Here is a 22,276-nt window from a genome sequence, read left to right on the forward strand (position 1 = left end):
TTCCGTGGCTGGCAACTCCAAGCGCAAGGGCGCGATGCGCAATCCGGGCTCGAAGAAGGGCGCGGTCACCGGCTCGGGCGGGCAGAAGTCCAAGGGCCTGCAGGGCAAGGGCCCGACCCCGAAGGCGACCGACCGCCCGAACCACCCGGCGTACAAGCGCGCCAAGGTCGCGGCGAAGATCGACGCGAGCAAGACCCAGCGCCGGCAGACCAAGGAGAAGGCCGCCGCGGAGACCGTGGCGGGCCGCAACCCGGTCGTCGAGTGCCTGCGCGCCGGAACGCCCGCGACGGCGCTCTACGTGGCTCTGGGCATCGACGCGGACGACCGCGTGCAGGAGGCCGTGCGCCTCGCCGCCGACCGGGGCATCTCCGTGCTGGAGGTGGCCCGCGGTGAGCTCGACCGGATCACCGGTGGCGCGATGCACCAGGGCCTCGGCCTGCAGGTGCCTCCGTTCGAGTACGAGACCCCGAACGAGCTGCTCGAGACCGCGCTGCGCGCCTCCACGCCGCCGTTGCTGGTGGCGCTGGACGGCGTGACCGACCCGCGCAACCTCGGTGCGGTCATCCGCTCCGCGGCCGCGTTCGGCGCGCAGGGCGTCGTGCTGCCCCAGCGGCGCAGCGCGTCGATGACGGCGGTCGCGTGGCGCACGAGCGCGGGCACGGCGGCCAAGATGCCGATCGCGATGGCGACGAACCTCACCCGCACGCTGCGTGACTGGGCCGAGGCCGGGCTGATGATCGTGGGCCTGGACGCGGACGGTGACGTGGACGTCGACGGCCTCGACCTCGCGACGGGCCCGCTCGTCGTCGTGGTGGGCTCGGAGGGCCGCGGACTGGGCCGCCTGGTCAAGGAGACCTGCGACCAGACCGTGTCGATCCCGATGGCCGCAGGCGTCGAGTCGCTCAACGCGTCGGTCGCCGCGGGCGTCGTGCTGGCCGAGGTCGCGCGCCGCCGCCGGGTCGCCGCCAAGGGCTGACGCCGGGCGGCCCCCGCCTGACGTTATCTGGCACTCAGCGACGCCAATAGCAGCGTTTCTCCGACGTTAATGATCGTTTTCCTGCCCGCTCAACCGGTTTAGGCGGGCGGGCAGGAAAGTCGACTTTCCACACTTGCCAGAACCTCTCTGCCGTTCGCGTGACAAACGCCGCGGGCTATTACGCGCCACTCCCGGGCGCGGGTACCGTCGTCACGTTCGCCATTAACGGGTCCTGCCGGGCAGGAGTCGGAGCCGGTTGCACCGGTTGGGCGAGCACGAGGCACCCGTTTGGCACCGGCTGACACACTTCGTGACCATTTGGGGTCCAATCAGGCGAACCCGAGGTCAACTGTGAAGAAGATCAGCTCCACGTTTCGCTATTGTAACTACTTTAGGTAACTGGCCTGCTCCGTTTAGGTACACACTGTGGTAGGACAGACGTTGAACGGTCAGGCAGCTTCTACCGTGATTGTCGATAGAAATTGATTACCACCGGCGGGGGCGACGTGACTCGGCGTAGAGCGAATCGGGACGAGCCGATTCGCCGCGTGCGCGCAGCGACTCCCCGAGGCAGCGCATGACGACCCGCGGCGCCGTCCGCGAGCTCGTCGGTTTGCGCGAGTTCCGCGCCATGTGGATCGGTTCGACCGTTTCGACCGCCGGTGACCAACTCGCGGCGGTCGCTTTGTCACTGCTCGTATTCGAGCGGACACGATCCGTCGCGGCGACCGCGTTGACGTGGTCGCTGACGCTGTTCCCGCCGCTGATTTCGGGGCCGTTGCTCGGCTGGGTCGCCGACCGGTTCCCGCGACGCACGGTAATGGTGACGACGGCCTGGTTGCAGGCGCTGCTCATGGCCGCGATGGCCATTCCGGGCATGCCGCTGTGGGCGATGATCGTGTTGCTGGTGACGGTGCTGGCGATCTCGTCGCCGTACCTCGCGGCGCAGGAGGCGAGCCTCCCTCACGTGTTGCCGCCGAAACGCTACGACGACGGCGTGGCGCTCTTCGGCACGTCGGTCGACATAGCTCAGATGGCGGGTCTCGCCGCGGCCGGTTTCCTCGTCGCGCACACCAGTCCCGGCCTCGCGCTGGCGATCAACGCGGCCACGTTCGTCGTGGCGGCGATCTTGGTGCAGACGTCGGTGAAGCACCGCCCGGCCGCGGATCCGCTGGGCCGCAAGCAGAAGAGCGACGACGAACCCCGCGGCGTGCTGACGCTGATGGTGACCGAGCCGCGATTGAGGACCCTGCTGGGCGTGCGCCTGCTCGCGGGCCTCGCGATGGTCCCCGAGGGCCTCGCGGTACCGCTGGCGGCGAGCCTGAACGCGGTCTGGGCGGTGGGCCTGATCCTCGCCATCGAACCCGCGGCGAACGTGCTGGGTGTGGCGCTGCTCTTCCGGCTGGTGCGGGACCCGGCGAAGCGGGAGCGCCTGATCGGCCCGCTCGCGATCCTGTCGCTGGCGCCGTTGATCATGTTCGCTTTCAACCCGAACCTGACCTGGACCATCGTTTTGCTGGTGATCGCCGGTATAGGCGGGGCTTATCACACACCCGCTCGTTCGGCGTGGATGCGGCTGCTACCCGACCAGTACCGCGGAAGGGCTTATGGCATTGGGCGCGCCGCGTTGCGCTCGAGCCAGGGCGGAGGAATGGCGCTGGCCGGCGTCGTCGCTCATTCGATCGGATCGGTGACGGCCACGATCGCGGGAGCGGGCGGTATCGGACTGCTGCTGGCGACGCAGGCGACCTTCGCGTGGCGACGCGCCAGGGGTCGCGACAACACGAAGGCGGTGGCAATCTGAAACAGAACGGTCACCAATAGCGATATCCGAAGTGAAGGCACAGGATGATCCAATGACGGCTTTGAGGCCGAGTAGAGGAAGGGTGGCGTTTCAGAAGTCTCGGTTGCGCATGGAAGGACACCTCCTCGTTGCGACGAGCGGCAGCGCGGTGGTCTACGACCTGGTCAGCGGCGGCTTTGCTCATGGATGCCCCATGAGCGTAGGGGGTCGTGGTGAAGAACAGTTTGACTGATCGCAGGCGATCGCGGGCACTCGGCTTGACTCCGATTCGCAACTGGGACCTTTGGACCGTTGCGCCCACTGCGATCGCTTACTTCTTCGTGCTCGAAGCAGCCGTGGCCGTGGCGTCCATCTGGCTCCTGACGAAGCTCACCGCCGTCTCCACCACGGACTGGCTCCGCTTCGGCGCCCTCGTCGCCGCCATCACCATCCACCTGACCATCGTGCGCAGAGCGGAAGAAGCCCGCCGCAACGAGGCGTCAGGCCCGCACATCGACCTGACCTCGGTCTGGACCTTCGCCGCGGCCGTGGCACTGCCCGGCGGCCTGGCCGTGATCGCCACGATCTGGATGAGGATCCTGATCCAGCCGATCGCCCGCCGCCAGCCCTACCGCTTCGTCTTCGGCACGGCCTCGATGCTCGCCTCGACACTCCTGTCGTGGGCCTTGGTGCACCTGTCCGGCGTGTCCCTGGCCGCCACCGGCAACATCCCGACGGATCTGAGCCTCGTCCTGGTCCTCGCCATAGCAGCGGTTGTCTACTGGTTCGTGCAGGTCATGACCGTCGCCGCCGCCTTCAAGATCGTGACCCCGAACTCGAAGGTCCTCGACTTCCTCGGCTCCAAAGTCGACAACATGCTCGAGATGAGCACCCTCGGCGCAGGCGCCATGCTCGGCATGCTGATGACGTCCCACTGGGTGGGCCCCCTGCTGCTGGCCGTGCCCGTGATCCTCGTGAACGCCCTGCTCTCCCGCGCCGGCGAGCGCCGCACCCACCTGGAGCGTCTGCTGCGCGAGCAGGAACAGCTCCACCAACGCCTCGCCGCAGACGCCCACACCGACTACCGGACGGGCCTGCTCAACACGAACGGCCTGGCCGAGTACGCGGGCCGCCTGGCGGAACGCTGCCGCCTGGACGGCGAACCGATGACCGTCCTGGTCATCGACCTGGACCACTTCAAGCGCATCAACGACACCTGGGGCCACCCGGCAGGCAACGCCGTCCTCGCCGAGGTGGGCCGAATCCTGCGCGAGAAGCTCCGCCCGGGCGACGTAGCGGGCCGAGACGGCGGCGAGGAGTTCGTGGTCGCCCTGAAGGACACCCCGGTCGCCCAGGGCGTGACGATCGCCGAACGCATCCGCGAGGCCATCGGCTCCCTGGCGGTCCCCACCACCGACAAGCACCGCAACGTGGTGACCCTGTACGGCCGCGAGATCCAGCCGCCCGAGCCGGAAGGCGAGTCGCTGCAGGCGATCTCGGCGTCCATCGGCGTGGCCGTCATCCCCGACAACGGCCCCGACATGGCGACGGCCCAGCACTCGGCGGACGCGGCGCTGTACAAGGCCAAGGAGAACGGCCGCAACCAGGTCCGCGTGGCGGGCCTGGACATTCCGCCGCGCCTGATGCCGGCGCCACGGCAGGACGACGTGACGAAGCCGATCTCCTCGCGCACGGCCTGACGCAAGCCGTCAGGCAGAACGCCGCTGCACCGCGCCGACTCCGCGGCACACCAGGTAGATCACGAAACTCACCGCGGTCACCAGAGCGGAAACCGGCAACCCGGGCTGCAGCGACAACAAGATCCCACCGACCGCCGCCACCTCGGCGAAGACGACGGACAGGACCGTCGCCCGCAACGGCGACGCGGTGACGCGCATGGCGGCGGCCGCGGGCGTGATCATCAGCGCCAGCACCAGCAACGCGCCGACGACCTGGACCGACAGCGCCGTCGCGATGCCGACCAGCACCGCGAACACGATCGACAGCGTGCGCACCGGAACCCCGCGCGACACGGCGACGTCCGGGTCGACCGAGGCGAAGAACAACGGCCGGTAGATGAAGGCCAGCACGACGAGCACCACGACCGACGAGACGACCAGCAGGTTCAGGTCCGTCGAGTCGACGCCGACGATCTGGCCGGTGAGCAGGCCGAACTTGTTGCTGGCCCGTCCTTTGTAGAGCGCGAGCATCAGGATGCCCAGGCCGAGTCCGAACGCGAGGATCGCACCGATCACCGAGTCCCGGTCGCTCTCCTTGCGCGACAGCACGCCGAGCAGCACCGCGGCGATGATCGACCCGGCCAGCGCGCCGTAGCCGATGCCGACGCCGAGCAGCAACGCCGCCGCGCCACCGGTGAAGGCGAGTTCGCTGGTCCCGTGCACCGCGAAGGCCATCTTGCGGGTCACCACGAGCGGCCCGAGCACGCCGGCGACCAGGCCGAGCATGGCGGCCGCGATCAGCGCGGTCTGCACGAAGTCCAGTTCGAGCAGGTCGACGAAGCTCACGACGCGGCCTCCGCCGACAGGTGGTGCGTCTGCTCCTCGCAGGCGCCGGCGCCGACCACCAGGATCTGGTCGCGCACCCGCACGACCTCGACCGGCGTCCGGTACAGCTCGGACAGCGTGCGGGAGTTCATGACCTCTTCCGGCGTCCCGATCCGGAACCGCCCGCCGACGAGGTACAGGACCCGGTCGACCAGCGGCAGCACCGGGTTCAGCTCGTGCGTGACGAACAGGACGGCGGTGTCGGCCTCGCGGCGCCGCTTGTCGATCAGCTCGGAGACGACCCGCTGGTTCGCGAGGTCGAGCGAGAGCAGGGGTTCGTCGCACAGCAGCACGGACGGATCGCCGACCAGGGCCTGGGCGACGCGCAGCCGTTGCTGCTCACCGCCCGACAGCAGGCCGATCGGCTCGTCCGCGTACCGGGTGCCGCCGACCGACTCGATGGCCGCGTCGACGCGGATCCTGCGCTCCCGGCGGCCCCGCAGCCCGAAGCCCCACGAGTGGCCGTCGAGCCCCAGCCCCACGAGGTCGCGGCCGCGCAACGTCATGGACTGGTCGAGCGCTCGCTGCTGCGGGACGTACCCGATGGCGTGGTTGCCGCCGGCGATCGACACCGTGCCCGCGGACAGCGGCTGCAGACCCAGCAGCACGCGCATCAGGCTGGTCTTGCCGGAGCCGTTCGGCCCCAGCACCGCCAGGAACTCACCGGGCTCGACGTCGAGGTCGAGCCCGTCCCACAGCACTCTGTCCCCGTAGGACAGCCGTGCCCCGCGCAGCGAGATCGCGGTCATGCCTTGAGCGCCAGCGCCAGCGCGTCCACCTGCTTGCTCATCCAGTCAAGGTAGCCGGTCACGCCCTCGGGCAGCGTCTCGGTGACCGCGACGACCGCGATGCCCGCCGTGCCGGCCTTCTCCACGATGCCCTTCGTGACCTGGTTCTCGGTCTGGGTGTTGTTGATCAGGGCGTTGACCTGCTTGGACTCCACCAGCTGGTTCATCTCGGCGAGAGCGGCGGCCGGCACGTCCGACTCCTCCTCGATCGCCTTGCTGAACGCCTCGGGCGTGACGTCCTGCGCGCCGGACTCCTCGATCAGGTAGTGCGCGATGGGCTCGGTCGCGACGACCTTCTTGCCCTGGCCGACGCCCGCGATCTTCTTCTCGAGCTCCTCGAGCTTGGCCGAGAAGTCGGCGGTGTTCTTCTCGAACGTCGTCTTCTTCTCCGGCGCGAGGGCGCCGAGCTCGTTCGCGGCCGCCTCGGCCACCGCCTGGACGGTGTGCAGGTCGTACCAGACGTGCTCGTTCACGCTGTGGTCGTGACCGTGCTCGTCGGTCTCGGGCGCGCCGGTCTGCGGCTCGGCGTGGTTGTCGGCCAGCGGGAACGCCTCGATCTTCTTCGTGGCGTCGCTGGTGATCAGCTTCGCGAAGAAGTCGTCGTAGCCGCCGCCGTTGAACACGACCAGCTTGGCGTCCTTGACCAGCGCCGCGTCCGCGGGCTTGCTCTCGTAGGAGTGCGGGTCGGCGCCGGGGTCGTCCAGCAGCGCCTTGACCTCGACCTCGTCACCACCGACGGCCTTGACGACGCTGCCCCACACGTTGGTCGAGGCGACGACCTGGATCTTGCCGCTGTCGGAAGACGGCGTGGAAGTGCCGCAGGCAGCCAGGCTCACGACGGCGAGAGTGCCGACCAGAGCGTTGCGGAGAGTCATCACGCCGTCCCTCGATCAGGTAATGGAAACCGTTGTCGAGTTCAGTTTACGACACGAAAAAGCCCCCGGCGGTCACGCCGGGGGCTTTTCGGTCTGTGACTCACGCCTCCAGGCGCTCGCCCGATTCGGGGTGGAACAGGTGGATCTCGCTGTGGTCGCGGACGGCGACCTTGACGTGCTGGCCCAGGGTCGGGGGCGTGCGGCCGTCGACGCGGACGACGAAGCGCTGCGAGCCCTCGCCGATCTTGACAGCACCGTGCACGAGCGCGTCGGCACCGAGCTCCTCGACGAGCTCGACGGTCATGTCCATGCCCTCCTCGGTCGACGGCACGATGCCGAGCGCCTCGGGGCGGATGCCGAAGGTGACCTCGTCCAGACCACCGGCGGCGGCGATCGCGTCACGCGACAGCGGCACGACGACGCCGTCGAGCTTCGCGCCCTCCGACGTGATCGGCACGGTCTTGAGGTTCATGGCCGGCGAGCCGATGAAGCCCGCGACGAACGCGTTGGCCGGGCGGTCGTACAGCGCGCGAGGCGTGTCGCACTGCTGCAGCAGGCCGTCCTTGAGCACCGCGACCCGGTGGCCCATCGTCATGGCCTCGACCTGGTCGTGCGTGACGTAGATCGTGGTGGTGCCGAGGCGCTGCTGGAGCGCGGCGATGTTCGCACGCGTCTCGACGCGCAGCTTGGCGTCCAGGTTGGACAGCGGCTCGTCCATGAGGAACACGGAGGGCTCGCGCACGATGGCGCGGCCCATGGCGACGCGCTGGCGCTGACCACCGGAGAGGGCCTTCGGCTTGCGCTCCAGGTACTTGGTGAGGTCGAGCATCTTGGCGGCCTCTTCGACCTTCGCCTTGATCTCGGCCTTCGACACACCGCGCAGCTTGAGCGCGAAGCCCATGTTCTCCGCGACGGTCATGTGCGGGTAGAGCGCGTAGGACTGGAACACCATCGCGATGTCCCGGCCCTTCGGCGGCACGTTGGTGACGTCCTTGCCACCGATGTGGATGGCGCCCTCGTCGATGTCCTCGAGGCCCGCGAGCATGCGCAGCGCGGTCGACTTGCCGGAACCGGACGGCCCGACCAGCACCAGGAACTCGCCGTCGCTCACCTCGAGGGAGAGCTCGTCGACCGCGCGAACCGGCGGGTTGCCGGAGAACACGCGCGACGCCTTGACGTAGGACACCTCTGCCATGTGACGCACCTTTCACCCTTGTCTGGACGCGACGTTAGGGCTTGCAAGCGCTTACGTGAACAGACGAAAGCGCTTACGTTTCGGGACGGGACAACGTAAGCGCTTACGTCGAAGCGACGAGCGAAGTCGTCGCGAACTCGGTGAACCGCCACGGAGCAACCAGAGCGCCACAGAGTTGCCACAGAGCGCCACAAACTGGCATGCTTGGGAACAGAGACCTGATCTCACGGCGCATAGGCTATGCCGAACGCCACATCCTAGGGCCGCTCTTTCGTGGAGCGGCCTTAGCGTTATCTTCGGGCCGGTGCACCTCTGCTACCTCGATGAATCCGGCGGTTCCGAGCCACCCGACCAAGGCCCGAGCGCCACGCCCGTGATGGTCATCCTGGCTTGATCATCGATGCAAGTCTCGTTGCCGCCATCACGCGCGACTTCCTCGCACTGAAGCGCCGGCACTTCCCCGGCCGGTTCCCCACCGGTCCAGCGTTGAGTCACGTGCTCACCGAGATCAAGGGCAGCGAACTCCTGCAGATGACCCGCAGCGACTCGCGCAACAAACGCCGACAGGCTCACGTCTTCCGCACGGAACTGCTCGATCTGGTCACGCGGTACGACGCCAAGATCGTGGGTCGGGTTTGGGTCAAGGAGAAGGGCAAGAGCCTCAAGGTCACCGCCAGCTACTGCTATGCGGTGCAGGACATCTCGCTCCACTTCAGCCAGTTCCTGCTGGCCAATCGCTCACAGGGGCTGCTCATCGCGGACGGTCGGACGCAGACGCAGAACATCGAGGTCGCGCATTCGATTTTCACGCAGAAATGGCGGACCGGCGGAGACCCGTATCCACCGATGCAAGAAGTGCCGCTGTTCGCGCACAGCGACAACCACGTGGGTCTGCAGATCGCCGACCTGCTCGCCAGCACTCTGGTCTTCCCCATGGCCGCTGCCGGTTACTGCACTCCGGAACGGACTGCGGCGCACTCCTCACCCAGGTACAAAGACGTCGCCAAGTCGTTTGGAGAGGCCCTGAAGGACCTGCAGTTCCGCTACCGCGACGAGACCGGCCGCTGGCGCGGTGGTCTCGTCGTGAGCGACCCGGTGGGCAAGCGCCCCGGCTCAGTCCTGTTCGGCGACTGAGCCGGGGAGGATCTCAGCCCTTCACGGCGCCGGACGCGAGTCCCTGCACCAGGAACCGCTGCACCAGGTAGAACACGATGACCGCCGGGATCGCCACCAGGATCGAGGCGGCGGCGAGGTGCCCCCACTCCGTCCTGTTCTGCTGCACGAACACCTGCAGCCCCACGGCCAGCGTCTTCGACTCGTCCGCCGCGGACAGGAAGGCGGACGCGAACGCCACCTCACCCCACGCCGTGAGGAACGCGTAGAACGCCGTGACCGCGAGACCCGGCTTGGCCAGCGGCATGATCAGCCGCCAGAACACGCCGAACGGAGACAGCCCGTCCACGCGGCCGGCCTCGTCGATGTCGTTGGGCACGGTGTCGAAGTAGCCCTTCAACATGTAGGTGCAGAACGGCACCGCGGTCGTGCAGTAGACCAGGACCAGCCCGATGGACGTGCCGTTGAGGCCCAGCGCGATCAGGATGTTGTACAGCGGCACGATCAGCACCGCGAACGGGAACATCTGCACCAGCAGGAACGACATCATCAGGCCGCGCTTGCCGGGGAACCGGAACCGCGAGGCCGCGTACCCGGCGGTGGCCGAGATGAACACGCCGATGACGGTGGTCATCAGCGCGATCAGCACGGAGTTGCCGAACCAGGCGAGGAAGTCGCCCTTCTCGCCCGACAGCACGCGGGTGTAGTTGTCCAAAGAGGACTCGTTGAACAGCTTCGGGGTCGGCTCGACCGCGCGCGCGTCCGGCTTGAGGGACGTGACGAACACCCAGAAGACCGGGAACACCGCGATGACCGACGCGACGATCAGCGTGGCGTGCAACGCGATCGAGGCGCCCTTGGACCGGTCGGACCTGCGCAGCCGGGCACCGCCCGCCTGCACCATCTTCAGAGACGAAGCGTCGAGCGTCACGTCACCACACCTCGCCCTGCTTGCGCAGCGCCCGCCGGTAGATCGTGGCGAACACCAACAACACCGAAAGGATCAGCACGCCGTACGTCGACGCGATCGCGTAGTCGCGGGACGCGCCGGAGAAGAAGCGCTCGAACGCGTAGGTGACCAGGATCCGGGCGTTCGGGTTGGGACCGGCGATCAGGTAGATGACCGGGAACATGTTGAACGTCCAGATGATGCCCAGCAGCACCACCGTCGACGACACCGAGCGCAGGCCCGGCAGCGTGACGTGGCGGAACCGCTGCCACGGCGTGGCACCGTCCACCTCGGCCGCCTCGTAGAGGTCACCCGGGATCGACTGCAGGCCACCGAGCAGGGCCACCATCATGAACGGCACGCCCAGCCACGTGTTCACGATGATCACCGACACCAGCGCCCAGTTCGACTGGCCGAGCCACACCGGGTCCGGCAGTCCCACGGAGCGCAGGAGCTGGTTGATGATCCCGTACTGCGCGTTGAACATGTACTTCCACGCGAACGCGCTGATGAACGCGGGCACGGCCCACGGCAGGATCAGCATCACGCGGTAGAGCGTGCGGCCCTTCACCTGCCGGTTGAGCAGCATCGCGAGGCCGAGACCGATGGTGTAGTGCAGCAACACGCACGAGAACGTCCAGATCAGCGTGCGGACCAGCGTGCTCCAGAAGTCGCCGAACGACTCACCGCCGGACAGCACGTTGACGTAGTTCTTGAACCCCACGACGTCATAGCTCGCCGGCCGCTCGAGGATCGGGTTCGCGATGTTGCCTTCGTTGATGTTCGTGAAGGTGAAGAACACGCCCTGCGCGAGCGGGTAGAGCACCAACACCGCGATGACCACCACGACCGGCAGCACCATCGCATACGCGTACCAGTACCTGTCCAGGAACCGACGCACCGAGACTCCCCTTCCGGCGAACGGCCGGGGTCGTGAAACCCCGGCCGTTCAACACGATCAGCCGATCGAGTACTCGGTGACGACCTTCTCCTTGTACGCCTTCGCGACGTCGTCCAGAGCGGTCTTGGCGTCCTTCTTGCCGGCCAGGAAGTCGGCGTAGCCCACCTTCAGCGGGTCGAACAGCTCGCCGCCCTCCGGGATCCACGGGCGCTCGTGCGCGACCTTGGTGACCGGCTCGAACGCGGCGACGACGGCGTTGGCCTTGACGTCGGCGTTCTGGTAGGCCGACTTGCGGGTCGGCAGCAGGCCCAGCTCCTTGGCGATGGTCGCCTGCGACTCGACCGACGCCATGCAGGTGATGAACTTGATGGACGACTGCTTCGCCTTGGTGCCCTGGCGGATCACGTAGTCGTGGCCACCGACCGGCGCGCTGCCCTTGCCCGCGGACGGGCCGGGCACCGGGGCGATGCCGAGGTTCGCCGGGTCGCTGAACGCGGCGCCCTTGAGGTAGTCGGCAACGGCCCACGGACCGTTGACGACCATCGCGGCGTCACCGGACGAGAACGCGGCCTGCATGTTCGAGTACGAGTTCGTCGCGTCGAGCGCCGTGGTGGCGGCCTTGCCGTCGAGCAGGCCCTTGGCGGTCTCGAGCGCCTTCACGTTCTGCGCGGAGTTCACGACGATCTTCTTGGCGGAGGCGTCGACCAGGTCGCCGCCCTCGCCGTAGATGAACGGCAGCGCGTAGTACGCGTCGTTGTTCAGGAAGAACGCCTTCTCGCCGCCCAGCTTCGCGGCCGCGGCCTTGAGCTCGTCCCACGTCTTCGGCGGCTCGACGCCGGCGTCGGCGAGCTTCTTCTTGTTGTAGAGCAACGCGAGCGAGTCGGTCACCTGCGGCACCGCGTAGGTCTTGCCCTCGTACTTCGTGGAGCCGAGCGGGGCCTCCAGGAAGTCGGAGGTGTCCTTCGCGAGGTCGGTGTCCGACAGGTCGGCGACGTAGCCCAGCTTCGCGAGCTGGGGCACCCACGCGACCTCGGAGCGGAAGACGTCGGGGCCCTGGCCACCCTGGGCCGCGGTCTTGTAGTTGTTGAGCGCGCCGTCGAAGGCCTGCGTCTCGACCTTGACCTTGTAGCCGTCCTTGGTGGCACAGCCTTCCGCGATCTTCTTGAAGACCGGGCTCTCGTTGGGACCACTGGTGTCCCAGAAGGTCACCTCGCCCGAGTCGGATCCGCTGTTGCTGCTCGATCCACCGCTTCCGCAGGCGGTGAGCACGAGGGCGACACCCGTCGCCATGGCGGTCACGAGGGTTGTCCGTCGCATCGTTGCTGCCGTTCCCTCCAGCTGGGGCCTCGGTCTCGGACTGAGACGAGGGTCTTGCAAGGTTTTGCGAGAATGTTGCGGGCGATTTCACTACCAGAACCATGGTCAGGTCAAGACGTCGACCGTAACCAAGCCGTAACGGCCCTGTCTTGCAAACCGTCGTTGCAAAATTTTTCCGAACGCGGCAGGCTTGCGCCGAACCCGATCTGAGCTGGGAGGCAACGTGTCCGGACTGTCCGAGATCGCCAGGGCAGCCGGGGTGTCCATCTCGACCGTCAGCCGTGTTCTCAACAGGCGCGCAGGTGTGAACGAGGAGACCCGGCAGCGCGTGCTGTCGGTCCTCGCGGAGATGCCGTACACCCCGCGCGGCCTCGGTGCGCTGCAACGCACCGGCGTGATCGGCCTGCTCGTGCCGGAGCTCTCGAACCCGGTGTTCCCCGCGTTCGCCGAGGCGCTGGAGACGCGGGCCGCCCGCCTGGGCTACTCGTCGCTGCTGTGCAACACCCGCAGCGGCGCGCCGATGGGCGAGGAGGAGTACGTCCGGATGCTCCTGGCCCGCGGCGTGGAGGGCATGGTGTTCGTGTCGCCGGAGATCACCAACGTCGAGGTGCCGCTCGGCCAGGCGCCGCGCCCGAGCTACTACGCGAAGCTCCTCGCCGACGGCGTGCACATGGTGTTCCTCAACGGCGCAACGCCCGCTCTGGACGTGCCCGACGTGACGGTGGACGAGCAGCTCGCGGGCTACATGGCCACCCGGCACCTGATCGAGCTGGGCCACGAGCGGATCGGGTTCGTCTCGGGCCCGGCGCGGTCGTTGCCGTCGCGGCTCAAGCGCGCCGGCTGGGCCGCCGCTCTCGAGGAGGACCACCTGCCGGCGGGGTCGGAGTACGTGGCGCACGCGCCGTTCAGCGCGGAGGGCGGCGGCCAGGCCGTGGCGCAGCTGCTCGACACCGTGACGCCGACGGCGGTGATCTGCTCGTCCGACCACATGGCGCTCGGCGTCATGCGCGAGGCACACCAACGAGGGATCTCCGTACCGGACGAGCTCTCGGTCGTCGGGTTCGACGACATCCCGCTCGCCGCCTACTCGTCGCCCGCTTTGACGACGCTCGCGCAGCCGATCGAGGAGATGGCGGCGGCCGCGATCGACGAGCTCGTGTTGCGGCTGGACCCGGATCGCCGCAGGCAGAGCACCGACAACTACACGCGCGTCTTCCGCCCGCGGCTCGTCGTGAGGGAATCGTCTGCCCCTCCGAAATGAGATGACCCTTTCACCTAATTGGTCTGGACCAAATTCTTGACGGGGCAGATGGGTCAACCAGCGCGGATGCGTCATTTGAGGGACGCAGGTCACCCTGACTTCACGAATTGGTTCTGAACCGTTACGGTCCTTTCATGGCGCGGTCGATGCATGTGCGACGTCCGGCAACGTTGGCCTCTCTGGCCGCTGAGCTGGGCGTTTCCCGGACAACGGTGTCCAACGCGTACAACCGGCCCGACCAGCTCTCCCCCGAGCTGCGTCGGCGGGTGTTGGACACGGCCCGAAGGCTGGGTTATCCCGGCCCGGATCCTGTGGCGCGTTCGTTGCGCACGCGCAAGGCCGGTGCGGTGGGCCTGCTGCTCACCGAGAACCTGTCCTACGCGTTCCGCGACCCGGCCGCGATCGGGTTCCTGGAGGGCCTCGCGCTGGCGTGCGAGGACGCCGGGACCGGTCTGCTGCTGGTGCCCGCGAACCCCGAGCGCGAGGACGTCGCCTCCGTGCACCGCGCGGGCGTCGACGGTTTCGTCGTCTACTCGGTCCCGGACGACGACCCGCACCTCGCCGCCGTGCTGGAGCGCCCGGTGCCCACCGTCGTCTGCGACCAGCCGGACCTCGGCACCGTGGACCGCGTCGGCATCGACGACCGAGGCGCCATGTACGAGCTCGCGCGGCACCTCATCGGCCTCGGGCACCGCAGGATCGGCGTCGTGTGCATGCGCCTGGCGCGTGACCGCAACGACGGCTTCGTGACCCCGGACCGCCAGCACGCCGCGCACTTCCACGTGCAGCGCAACCGCCTGTCCGGCCTCGCCGAGGCGTTCAGCGAGGCGGGCGTCGACTGGTCGCAGGTGCCGGTCGTCGAGCGCTTCGACCACAACATGGCCTCCGGCGCGTCGGGTGCCGCCCAGGTGCTGGACCGCGACCCGCAGGTCACCGCCCTGATCTGCACCTCGGACGTGCTGGCGCTCGGCGCCATGACCGAGGCGGCCCGCCGCGGCCTGCGCGTGCCGCACGACATCACCGTCACCGGCTTCGACGGCATCCGCGCCGGCGAGGAGGCGGGGCTCACTACCGTGCGGCAGCCGGTGCTCGAGAAGGGCCGGGCGGCGGGCAAGCTGCTGCTCGACGCGAACGAGCGGTCGCGGCCGCGGTCGGTGAACCTCGCGACGGAGCTGATCATCGGCAAGACGTCGGCGGGGCCGCGCGGCGGTGTCGAGGAGCGCTGGTTCGGTCCGTGAGGCCGGCGCGCCTAATTCTCCAGCCTGAACACCACGGGTGAGCTGGCCTTCCCGGCCAGCTTCGCCACCAGCAGGTAGTCGCCGGCGCCCACCCGCGTGTGGGCCCCGCACCCCTCCTTCGAGGTCGACCCCGCCCACTTCGTGCCGTAGTTGAACGTCTCCTTCGGCTGCAGCACGCGGGTCTCCGTGCCCACCGCGTTCAGGCAGTGGTTGCTCGACCACAGCACCGTCGCGCCGTCCGCGGTCAGCACGGTCAGCTCGCGGTGCTGCCGTCCGATGTCCCTGATGCACGGCACCGGCCCGGTGTTCGTGATGTCCATGGACAGTTCCGGCTGGTCACCAAGGGTGTAGAAGGGCTTGTTCGCCTTCGCCGTGACGCCGATGACGTCGTCCGGGCACGGCTGCGGCGGGCCGGGAGGCGGCGGCGGGGGCGTCTCCGACGTCGGTGAAGGCGGCGGAGTCGTGGACGACGAGGAGGCCGCAGCGCTCTCGGACATGCTCGGCGGCGGGTTCGAGGACGACGCCGCGGCCGCGTTCGTGGGCTGGGACGCCTCGCCGTCGGAGGAGAACATCCCGACGATCCAGACGATCAGCAGGAGTGTGACCAGCGCTGCCCCGATCGCGGCGAGGCGGCGGCGCCAGTACACCGTGGACGGCAGCGGACCTGTGGGCTCGATCACGGCCCGAACGTAACCGGACCAGCGCGGATCCAGGCTTAGGCAAGCATCGCTCGATCGGTTGAACGTGATATTGAGCGGAAACCCCTTGTGAACGTGCGCTAACTCCGGTTCCAATCGACGCGGGGTCCGCCGGTAGGCCATGGAGGTGTGTCACATGACCGCGATCGACGAACTGCTCAAGCGGAACTACGAGCTCGGGAACGTGGTTCCAGGAGACCGTTCGTCCGCGAAGCCGTCCCTGCAGGTAGCCATTCTGACCTGCATGGACTCGCGCATCCGGGTGTTCGAGATCTTCGGTTTGAAGCAGGGTGAGGCGCACGTGCTGCGCAACGCGGGAGGGGTCGTCACCGACGACGCCATCCGTTCTCTCGCGCTGAGCCAGCGCAAGCTCGGCACGCGCGAGGTCCTGCTCGTGCACCACACGAACTGCGGCCTCGAGATGGTCACCGAGGACGACTTCAAGGACGAGCTCGAGGCCGACACCGGCCTGCGCCCGACCTGGGCCGTCGAGGCGTTCAAGGTCGTCGAGCAGAGCGTGCGCGGGTCGATGGCGCGGCTGCGGCGCAGCCCGTTCATCCCGCACACCGACAAGATCCGCGGGTTCGTCTACGACGTGCACACCGGCGAGCTGCGCGAGGTCGACGCCGCCGAGTCCGCCGCGGCCTGACGTCCGTTGCGAAGGGCCCCCTCCGGGGGGCCTTTTCGTTGCGCGACAATGGTGGGCGATGAATCACGAGTTGCTGTTGGGCTGGTGGGACACCGCCGCCCGCGACCTGCCGTGGCGCCGTCCCGACTGCACCGCCTGGGGTGTGCTGATCAGCGAGATCATGCTGCAGCAGACGCCCGTCTCCCGCGTGGAGCCGATCTGGCACGAGTGGCTGGCGCGCTGGCCCGTGCCGTCCGCGATGGCCGCGTCCTCGCAGGGCGAGGTGCTGCGGATGTGGGGCAAGCTCGGTTACCCCCGCCGCGCCATGCGGCTGCACGAGGCCGCGACCGTCATCGCCCGCGACCACGGTGACGTGGTGCCATCGGACGTCGAGACCCTGGAGTCGTTGCCCGGCATCGGCAGCTACACGGCTCGTGCGGTCGCCACGTTCGCGTACGGGCAGAAGTGCGCTGTCGTCGACACGAACGTCCGTCGCGTCGTCGCGCGCGCTGTGCACGGTGCCGGTGACGCCGGTCCGCCGTCCACCAAGCGCGATCTGCGGGACGTCGAGGCGATCCTCCCCGAAGACCAGCACGACGCCGCCGTGTTCTCGGCGGCGTTGATGGAGCTCGGGGCGTTGATCTGCACGGCGAAGAACCAGAGGTGCGCCGACTGCCCGTTGTTCGCCGAGTGCGCGTGGCAGCTGAACGGCCGGCCGGCTTATGCGGGGCCCGAAAAGAAGGTGCAGAAGTTCGCCGGCACCGACCGGCAGGTGCGCGGCAAGCTGCTGGATGTGCTGCGGGGCGCGCCCGGCCCGGTGCCCAAGGTCCAGCTCGACCTCGTGTGGAACGACGTGACCCAGCGCGAGAAGTGCCTGGTGTCCTTGTTGAGCGATGGGCTTGTTGAACAATCCGACGACGGGCTCTTCCACCTGCCGGGTGAGGGGATTGTTCAACAATCCGACGAGCTCCAGGCGTCGGCCTCCTCCGAACAGACTGCAGGTGTGGCGCCGGCCGCAGCCCGCTCGACACTCGCCTCGCTGCCGAGCGACGGAGTTGTTCAACAATCCCACGACGGCCTCTTCCCACTGCCCGATCGAGGGATCGTTCAACAATCCAACAAGGGAACGGCCTGATGCACGCCCTCGTGGCCTTCTTCGACCCCGAAGCGGAACGCAGGATCGTCGGATTGTTGAACGATCTTAGTGTTGAACAATCCCACACCCCCCGCAAACCTCACCTGACCTATGCCGCAGCCACCACCATCGGCCCCAAGGTGCGCAAGGAGCTGCGCGAGGACCTGGAACGGCTGTGGATGCCGGACCTGTGGCTGCACACCCTCGGCACGTTCTCCACCACGGACAACGTGCTGATGCTCGGCGCGGTGGTGGACGCCGAACTCCTCGCCGTCCACTCGGCGATCCACGACGTCCTGGCGAGCAAGGTCAAGAACCCCAGCGCCTACTACCTGCCGGGCAACTGGGTCCCCCACTGCACCCTCGCCCACGGCCTCGACGACGAGGCCATGAAGGCCGCGTTCGCCGCCGTGTTTCCGGTCGAACCGATCCGCGCGAAGGTCCGCGAGGTCTCGATCGTCGACACTCAGACCGGCGAGGTCGACGTGCTCAAGAAGGCCTCCACGGCGCCCCGGTAGACCCAAGGCGCGCTGTCGTGCACCACGTGACCGGCCTCCTCGACGTAGAGGTACTGACCGCGCGAACGTCGTGCCGCCTCGGCCATCTGCCCTGGTAGCTGGCCACCTCTGCCCGCCTCGATCACGAGCGACGGGCACCGCACGGCGTCGATGAAGTCCCAGTACGACCGCGTGCCCCAGTGGCCGGCGATCTCGTACAGGTCGTCCATCGACGCGATCAGGTGCCAGCCGTCCTCGCGTTCCTCGAAGTACTCGGCGAACAGCGGCGAACCGAAGTACGCCCGGATGTGCCCGAGCGACTGGAACGGCACCGGCCAGGCGTCGAAGAGCCACCTCCACTCGTCGACCGTGCGGCCGGAGTTGTCCGGGGCGAAGTCCTCGACCACAATCGCGCGCACCAGGTCCGGACGGGTCGCCGCGAGACACCACGCGTGCAGCCCGCCCATCGAGTGCCCGATCACCACGGCCGGCCCGAGGCCGAGCTCCTCGATCGCCTCGGCGGCGTCGGCGACGAAGTCCTCGGTGCGGAACGGCCCCCGCCGCGGGTTCCTGCCGTGCCCGCGCTGGTCGATCCCGACCACGCGACCGAAGGGCGTGAGCCACTGCGCGACCGGCCACCAGGCGGTGGCCCTGCTCATCAGGCCGTGCAGGAGCAGCACGCCTTGACCCGTTCCGCCGAACTCCACGACCGACACAGGGATGATTAACGCATGAAGGCCCGCCCGTACCTGATCGCCCTGGTGTTGATCGTGCTCGTCGCAGGTCTGCTCGTCGTGTTCAGAACGCCGAGCAACGACCCCGGGCAGCAAGCACAGGAGACGTCACCGCAGGCCGCGGTGGAGGCCGGTGCGGGCGCGGGCGACGCGTACTACCCGACGGACGGCAACAGCGGCTACGACGTCACGCTCTACGACCTGGCCATCACCTACGAGCCGGGGTCCCAGCAGCTCGACGGCGTCGCCACCATCACCGCGACCGCCACCCAGGACCTCTCGCGCTTCAACCTCGACCTGGAGGCGTTGAAGGTCAGCGAGGTGAAGGTCGGCGACCAGCCGGCGAAGTTCGCGCAGGAGGGCGACCACGAGCTGGTGATCACGCCCAGCGCCCCGCTCGCCAAGGGGAAGCCGTTCACCACCAAGGTCACCTACGGCGGCAAGCCCACGACGATCAACGACGCCTCGCTGGGCCGCAGCGGCTGGCAGGTCTCGTCGACGGGCGGGGCGTTCGCCGCAGGTCAGCCCCACTCCGCGACGACGTGGTTCCCCGCCAACGACACCCCGCGCGACAAGGCGGCGCTGAAGCTCGCGGCCCGCGTCCCCGACGGCTGGACGGCCGTCTCGAACGGCCTCGAGGGCCCGGTGACGCGCGACGGCGGCTGGACGACGTTCAACTGGTCCGAGGAGACGCCTCTCGCCACCTACGTCGCCACCGTGGCCATCGACAAGTTCGAGATCGTGCGCTCCCAGTTGCCCAACGGCACGCCCGTGCTCGACGCGTACGCGCCCGGCACGTCCGCGTCGAAGAGGCCGATCCAGTCGCAGATGCCGGAGGTCCTCGCCCACCTGGAGACGCGGTTCGGCCCGTACCCGCAGCGGGCCGCCGGCGGCATCTGGGTGGCCGACCAGATCGGGTTCTCGCTGGAGACCCAGACCCGGCCGATCTACGCGGCGTGGGCCGACCTGGAGACGCTCGTGCACGAGAACGCCCACATGTGGTTCGGCGACTCGGTGTCGATCACGAACTGGGCGGACATCTGCCTGAACGAGTGCCTCGCGTCCTACTCGCAGTGGCTGTGGCTCGAGAAGGAGGGCACGGACCTCGACCAGCGCTACCGCGAGCAGGTCGAACAGCGGCGCGAGCGGTCGTCGTTCTGGGCGCCGAAGCTCTACGACATGGGCCAGGGCAACGAGTTCCGGGGCGTCTACGACAAGGGCATCCTGGGCGTGCACGCGCTGCGCAAGCAGGTCGGGGACGACGTGTTCTTCAAGGGGTTGCAGTCGTGGGTCTCCGAGCACCGCGACGGCAACGCCACGTGGCCGCAGTTCGAGGAGCACTTCAAGAAGGCCTCGGGACAGCCGCTGGACGCGTTCTTCAAGGCGTGGTTCCGGGACTCGGGCATCCCCGCCGACCAGTACCTGCTGCCTGTCGGTGTTCGTCGCTAGTGTGGGTGCCATGGCAGTCGTGAAGATCAACGCGATCAAGGTCCCTGAGGGCAACGGCCCCGAGCTCGAGAAGCGGTTCGCCGCCCGCCTGGGCGCGGTCGACGACCAGCCCGGCTTCCTCGGCTTCGAGCTCCTGCGCCCGGTCGCGGGCGAGGACCGCTACTTCGTCGTCACGCACTGGGAGACCGACGAAGCCTTCGTGGCGTGGCGCGACGGTCAGGCCGGTGCGGCCGCACACTCGGGTGAGCGCGCACGGCCCGTGTCGAGCGGTGCCGACCTGCTGGAGTTCGAGGTCGTGCTGGGCAGCAAGCCCAAGCAGTGATCGAGCAGGACTACGACAGAGCCGCCGAGCTGATCGCCGGCGCGGACGCCGTTCTCGTCTGCGCCGGTGCCGGCATGGGGGTCGACTCGGGGCTCCCCGACTTCCGCGGCACCGAGGGCTTCTGGCGGGCCTACCCGCCCTACGAGCGGCTCGGGCTGAAGTTCGAGGAGATCGCGGACCCGGTCCACTTCGCCGACGACCCCGCGCTGGCGTGGGGCTTCTACGGCCACCGATTAGCGCTGTACCGCGCGACAGTGCCGCACGAGGGTTTCGCTGTGCTGCGGTCGTGGGGTGCGCGGGTCTTCACGTCCAATGTGGACGGCCAGTTCCAGAAGGCCGGTCTAGCGGACGTCGCCGAGGTCCACGGGTCGATCCACCACGCCCAGTGCGTGGAGCCGTGCACCGACGAGATCTGGGAGTGCACGTTCGACGTCGAGGTCGATCCCTCGACCATGCGGGCCGTCGGCGAGCTGCCGTCGTGCCCGCAGTGCGGCGGACTGGCGCGCCCCAACATCCTGATGTTCGGTGACTGGGGCTGGGTGCCGCACCGCAGCCAGCGGCAGCTGGACGCGCTGACGGAGTGGCGTCGCGAGCACCAGAAGCTCGCCGTGGTCGAGATCGGCGCCGGCACCGCCGTGCCGACCGTGCGGCGTCAGGCGGAGCTGGCGAGCGCGGCTTCCGGTGCGTTGATCCGCATCAACACCCGCGAACCCGCCGTGCGCCACGGCCGTGGCGTGTCGCTGCCCGTGGGCGCGCTGGAAGCCCTCACGGCCTTGGCACGACGAACTGCGTGACGACGGCCCGGTGGTCGCTGCCGGGCACGTCGAACACGTCCACCGTGTCCACGACGATCTTCGAGTCGACCAGCACGTGGTCGATGGTGACCGGCGGCGGCCAGAACCCGCTGTTGGAGGGCCACGTGTGGATCAGCCCCTTGCCGACCTGGTCGGCGGCGTCCACGTAGCCCTTGTTGAGCAACCGCGTGAGGCCGACGTGGTCGAGCGTGGCGTTGAAGTCGCCCGCGAGCACCCTGATCGCACCGGTCGAGTCGGGCGCGGGCAGCCCGGCGAGCTCGCGCTGCCACGCCTCCGGTCCGGCGTCGACGACCGGCGGCAGCGGGTGCACCGAGACGACCTCGATGTCCTTGCCCGGCAGGTCCACGAGCGCCCCTGCCTGCTGCAACGTGCCGGGAGGCGTCAGGTTCCGCCGCGAGAGCGGAAACCTGGACGCGATGCCGCTGCCCGAACCACCCGGTTCGTCCAGGAAGACCCGGTTGGGCAGCACCTGGTTCAGGCCGGCGCGTTCGAGGTCGGCCACCATGTCGGGCGTCAGCTCCTGCATCGCGAGGATGTCGACGCGCCGCGCCTTGACCTCCCGGACGATCGCCTCGGCGTCCGCGATGCCGACGAGCAGGTTCGAGGTCATCAGCCTGACCTGCTGCCCGACCCCGTTGGGCCGCGCGTCGGAGAACGCCCGCGGCGCCACGTTGGCGACGAGCACCACCGCCACCAGCGTCATCGTCAGCCCGATGACCCACCTGCGGCGGAACAGGGCGAACAACCCGACGAGCAGCCCGAGAACGGTGATGTACGGGGTCAGCGAGGTCGCCGCGATCATGTACCGCGTGCCGTCGATGCCGAGCAGCCGGACCAGGGCCGCCGTGACGAACGCCAGCGCGCACAGGAACAGCAGGAACGTGGCGAACCCGCTCTTGGGCGGCTTCACCTCGGTGGTGACCACGTCGTGCAGTGTGCCCGAGCGCGCGTCGGTCTCCGGTGTGGTCTTCACACCCACAAGGACGGCCGGAGGTCCACTCCCGTTGCCCGCCGAAAACTGTCAGACCCCTCCGCCAC

Annotated in this window: 21 protein-coding genes and 1 pseudogene; 12 read left to right on the forward strand and 10 right to left on the reverse strand. The window is 68.5% G+C overall.

All coding sequences use genetic code 11. From position 1 onward, the window contains the following. Positions 1-4: 4 nt before the first annotated feature. From rlmB to ND450_RS30345, 3 genes are all read left to right on the forward strand, one after another. Complete coding sequence (gene rlmB / locus ND450_RS30335) at positions 5-976, forward strand: 23S rRNA (guanosine(2251)-2'-O)-methyltransferase RlmB (RefSeq protein ID WP_253321879.1); 972 nt, start codon at positions 5-7, stop codon at positions 974-976. 577 nt (positions 977-1,553) lie between these two features. Continuing rightward, complete coding sequence (locus ND450_RS30340) at positions 1,554-2,780, forward strand: MFS transporter (RefSeq protein WP_253321880.1); 1,227 nt, start codon at positions 1,554-1,556, stop codon at positions 2,778-2,780. A gap of 320 nt (positions 2,781-3,100) precedes the next feature. Next, complete coding sequence (locus ND450_RS30345) at positions 3,101-4,459, forward strand: GGDEF domain-containing protein (RefSeq protein WP_253321881.1); 1,359 nt, start codon at positions 3,101-3,103, stop codon at positions 4,457-4,459. 9 nt (positions 4,460-4,468) lie between these two features. Here the strand turns inward: ND450_RS30345 and ND450_RS30350 are convergent, their stop codons facing one another. From ND450_RS30350 to ND450_RS30365, 4 genes are all read right to left on the reverse strand, one after another. After that, positions 4,469-5,284, reverse strand: a complete 816-nt coding sequence (locus ND450_RS30350) for a metal ABC transporter permease (protein ID WP_256557319.1) — start codon at positions 5,282-5,284, stop codon at positions 4,469-4,471. Beyond that, positions 5,281-6,072 (reverse strand): metal ABC transporter ATP-binding protein, encoded by a 792-nt coding sequence (locus tag ND450_RS30355; protein WP_089908395.1) that lies wholly within the window; start codon positions 6,070-6,072, stop codon positions 5,281-5,283. The genes ND450_RS30350 and ND450_RS30355 overlap by 4 nt, the downstream gene beginning before the upstream one ends. Then, a complete protein-coding gene (locus tag ND450_RS30360) occupies positions 6,069-6,986 on the reverse strand; it encodes a metal ABC transporter solute-binding protein, Zn/Mn family (protein WP_253321882.1) in 918 nt (305 codons plus the stop codon). Before ND450_RS30360 ends, ND450_RS30355 begins: the two co-directional genes overlap by 4 nt. Before the next feature lie 100 nt (positions 6,987-7,086). Further along, positions 7,087-8,181 (reverse strand): ABC transporter ATP-binding protein, encoded by a 1,095-nt coding sequence (locus tag ND450_RS30365; protein WP_089908388.1) that lies wholly within the window; start codon positions 8,179-8,181, stop codon positions 7,087-7,089. A gap of 390 nt (positions 8,182-8,571) precedes the next feature. Here ND450_RS30365 and ND450_RS30370 point away from each other — a divergent pair, with 390 nt between their 5' ends. Then, entirely contained in the window at positions 8,572-9,315 is a 744-nt protein-coding gene (locus ND450_RS30370) for a DUF3800 domain-containing protein (RefSeq protein WP_253321883.1), read from the forward strand. Between the two features lie 13 nt (positions 9,316-9,328). On the opposite strand, the gene ND450_RS30375 is transcribed toward ND450_RS30370, so the two are convergent. Genes ND450_RS30375 through ND450_RS30385 form a run of 3 tightly spaced genes read right to left on the reverse strand, consistent with a single transcriptional unit; the run spans position 9,329 to position 12,461 of the window. After that, positions 9,329-10,198: a carbohydrate ABC transporter permease gene (locus tag ND450_RS30375; protein ID WP_177229575.1), complete on the reverse strand. Its 870-nt coding sequence runs from the start codon at positions 10,196-10,198 to the stop codon at positions 9,329-9,331. 28 nt (positions 10,199-10,226) lie between these two features. After that, positions 10,227-11,144 carry a carbohydrate ABC transporter permease gene (locus tag ND450_RS30380; protein ID WP_371927443.1) on the reverse strand — a complete coding sequence of 306 codons (918 nt, stop codon included), beginning with the start codon at positions 11,142-11,144 and terminating at the stop codon, positions 10,227-10,229. 57 nt (positions 11,145-11,201) lie between these two features. Further along, positions 11,202-12,461, reverse strand: coding sequence for an extracellular solute-binding protein (locus tag ND450_RS30385; RefSeq protein ID WP_253321884.1), 1,260 nt, complete (start codon positions 12,459-12,461; stop codon positions 11,202-11,204). 223 nt (positions 12,462-12,684) lie between these two features. Between ND450_RS30385 and ND450_RS30390 the strand changes: the two genes are divergently transcribed. Both ND450_RS30390 and ND450_RS30395 read left to right on the forward strand, forming a co-directional pair. After that, entirely contained in the window at positions 12,685-13,722 is a 1,038-nt protein-coding gene (locus ND450_RS30390; RefSeq protein ID WP_089908373.1) for a LacI family DNA-binding transcriptional regulator, read from the forward strand. A 134-nt stretch (positions 13,723-13,856) separates the two neighbouring features. Next, entirely contained in the window at positions 13,857-14,960 is a 1,104-nt protein-coding gene (locus ND450_RS30395; RefSeq protein ID WP_089908371.1) for a LacI family DNA-binding transcriptional regulator, read from the forward strand. 11 nt (positions 14,961-14,971) lie between these two features. Here ND450_RS30395 and ND450_RS30400 read toward each other — a convergent pair whose 3' ends face one another. Next, positions 14,972-15,640 carry a hypothetical protein gene (locus ND450_RS30400; protein ID WP_253321885.1) on the reverse strand — a complete coding sequence of 223 codons (669 nt, stop codon included), beginning with the start codon at positions 15,638-15,640 and terminating at the stop codon, positions 14,972-14,974. Between the two features lie 154 nt (positions 15,641-15,794). On the opposite strand from ND450_RS30400, the gene ND450_RS30405 reads away from it, so the two are divergent. The 3 genes and pseudogenes from ND450_RS30405 to ND450_RS30415 all read left to right on the forward strand — a co-directional run bounded on the left by ND450_RS30405 (position 15,795) and on the right by ND450_RS30415 (position 17,939). Further along, positions 15,795-16,307: a carbonic anhydrase gene (locus tag ND450_RS30405; RefSeq protein ID WP_253321886.1), complete on the forward strand. Its 513-nt coding sequence runs from the start codon at positions 15,795-15,797 to the stop codon at positions 16,305-16,307. A gap of 58 nt (positions 16,308-16,365) precedes the next feature. Beyond that, positions 16,366-17,229: pseudogene (locus ND450_RS30410) on the forward strand (A/G-specific adenine glycosylase); the annotation flags it as partial. Between the two features lie 191 nt (positions 17,230-17,420). Beyond that, complete coding sequence (locus ND450_RS30415; protein WP_253321887.1) at positions 17,421-17,939, forward strand: 2'-5' RNA ligase family protein; 519 nt, start codon at positions 17,421-17,423, stop codon at positions 17,937-17,939. Here the strand turns inward: ND450_RS30415 and ND450_RS30420 are convergent. Then, entirely contained in the window at positions 17,888-18,634 is a 747-nt protein-coding gene (locus ND450_RS30420) for an alpha/beta fold hydrolase (protein ID WP_253321888.1), read from the reverse strand. The genes ND450_RS30415 and ND450_RS30420 overlap by 52 nt on opposite strands. A 15-nt stretch (positions 18,635-18,649) precedes the next feature. On the opposite strand from ND450_RS30420, the gene ND450_RS30425 reads away from it, so the two are divergent. Genes ND450_RS30425 through ND450_RS30435 form a run of 3 tightly spaced genes read left to right on the forward strand, consistent with a single transcriptional unit; the run spans position 18,650 to position 21,217 of the window. Continuing rightward, positions 18,650-20,101, forward strand: a complete 1,452-nt coding sequence (locus ND450_RS30425; RefSeq protein ID WP_253321889.1) for a M1 family metallopeptidase — start codon at positions 18,650-18,652, stop codon at positions 20,099-20,101. Between the two features lie 10 nt (positions 20,102-20,111). Further along, positions 20,112-20,423 (forward strand): antibiotic biosynthesis monooxygenase, encoded by a 312-nt coding sequence (locus ND450_RS30430; RefSeq protein WP_089910289.1) that lies wholly within the window; start codon positions 20,112-20,114, stop codon positions 20,421-20,423. Further along, entirely contained in the window at positions 20,423-21,217 is a 795-nt protein-coding gene (locus ND450_RS30435) for a Sir2 family NAD-dependent protein deacetylase (protein WP_253328037.1), read from the forward strand. Before ND450_RS30430 ends, ND450_RS30435 begins: the two co-directional genes overlap by 1 nt. Here the strand turns inward: ND450_RS30435 and ND450_RS30440 are convergent. Next, positions 21,189-22,211 (reverse strand): endonuclease/exonuclease/phosphatase family protein, encoded by a 1,023-nt coding sequence (locus ND450_RS30440; protein WP_253321890.1) that lies wholly within the window; start codon positions 22,209-22,211, stop codon positions 21,189-21,191. The two genes, ND450_RS30435 and ND450_RS30440, sit on opposite strands and share 29 nt — an antisense overlap. Positions 22,212-22,276: the final 65 nt, after the last annotated feature.

The organism is Lentzea sp. HUAS12 (genome assembly GCF_024125735.1).
In the GTDB taxonomy this organism is placed as follows: Bacteria; Actinomycetota; Actinomycetes; order Mycobacteriales; family Pseudonocardiaceae; genus Lentzea; species Lentzea albida.

Excerpts from the sequence above, each read along its gene's own strand:
- ND450_RS30425 (WP_253321889.1), top strand. The coding sequence starts at position 18,650 with ATGAAGGCCCGCCCGTACCTGATCGCCCTGGTGTTGATCGTGCTCGTC.
- ND450_RS30355 (WP_089908395.1), bottom strand. The coding sequence starts at position 6,072 with ATGACCGCGATCTCGCTGCGCGGGGCACGGCTGTCCTACGGGGACAGA.
- ND450_RS30340 (WP_253321880.1), top strand. The coding sequence starts at position 1,554 with ATGACGACCCGCGGCGCCGTCCGCGAGCTCGTCGGTTTGCGCGAGTTC.
- ND450_RS30405 (WP_253321886.1), top strand. The coding sequence starts at position 15,795 with ATGACCGCGATCGACGAACTGCTCAAGCGGAACTACGAGCTCGGGAAC.
- ND450_RS30365 (WP_089908388.1), bottom strand. The coding sequence starts at position 8,181 with ATGGCAGAGGTGTCCTACGTCAAGGCGTCGCGCGTGTTCTCCGGCAAC.
- ND450_RS30360 (WP_253321882.1), bottom strand. The coding sequence starts at position 6,986 with ATGACTCTCCGCAACGCTCTGGTCGGCACTCTCGCCGTCGTGAGCCTG.
- ND450_RS30430 (WP_089910289.1), top strand. The coding sequence starts at position 20,112 with ATGGCAGTCGTGAAGATCAACGCGATCAAGGTCCCTGAGGGCAACGGC.
- ND450_RS30385 (WP_253321884.1), bottom strand. The coding sequence starts at position 12,461 with ATGCGACGGACAACCCTCGTGACCGCCATGGCGACGGGTGTCGCCCTC.
- ND450_RS30375 (WP_177229575.1), bottom strand. The coding sequence starts at position 10,198 with ATGGTGCAGGCGGGCGGTGCCCGGCTGCGCAGGTCCGACCGGTCCAAG.
- ND450_RS30415 (WP_253321887.1), top strand. The coding sequence starts at position 17,421 with ATGCACGCCCTCGTGGCCTTCTTCGACCCCGAAGCGGAACGCAGGATC.
- ND450_RS30395 (WP_089908371.1), top strand. The coding sequence starts at position 13,857 with ATGGCGCGGTCGATGCATGTGCGACGTCCGGCAACGTTGGCCTCTCTG.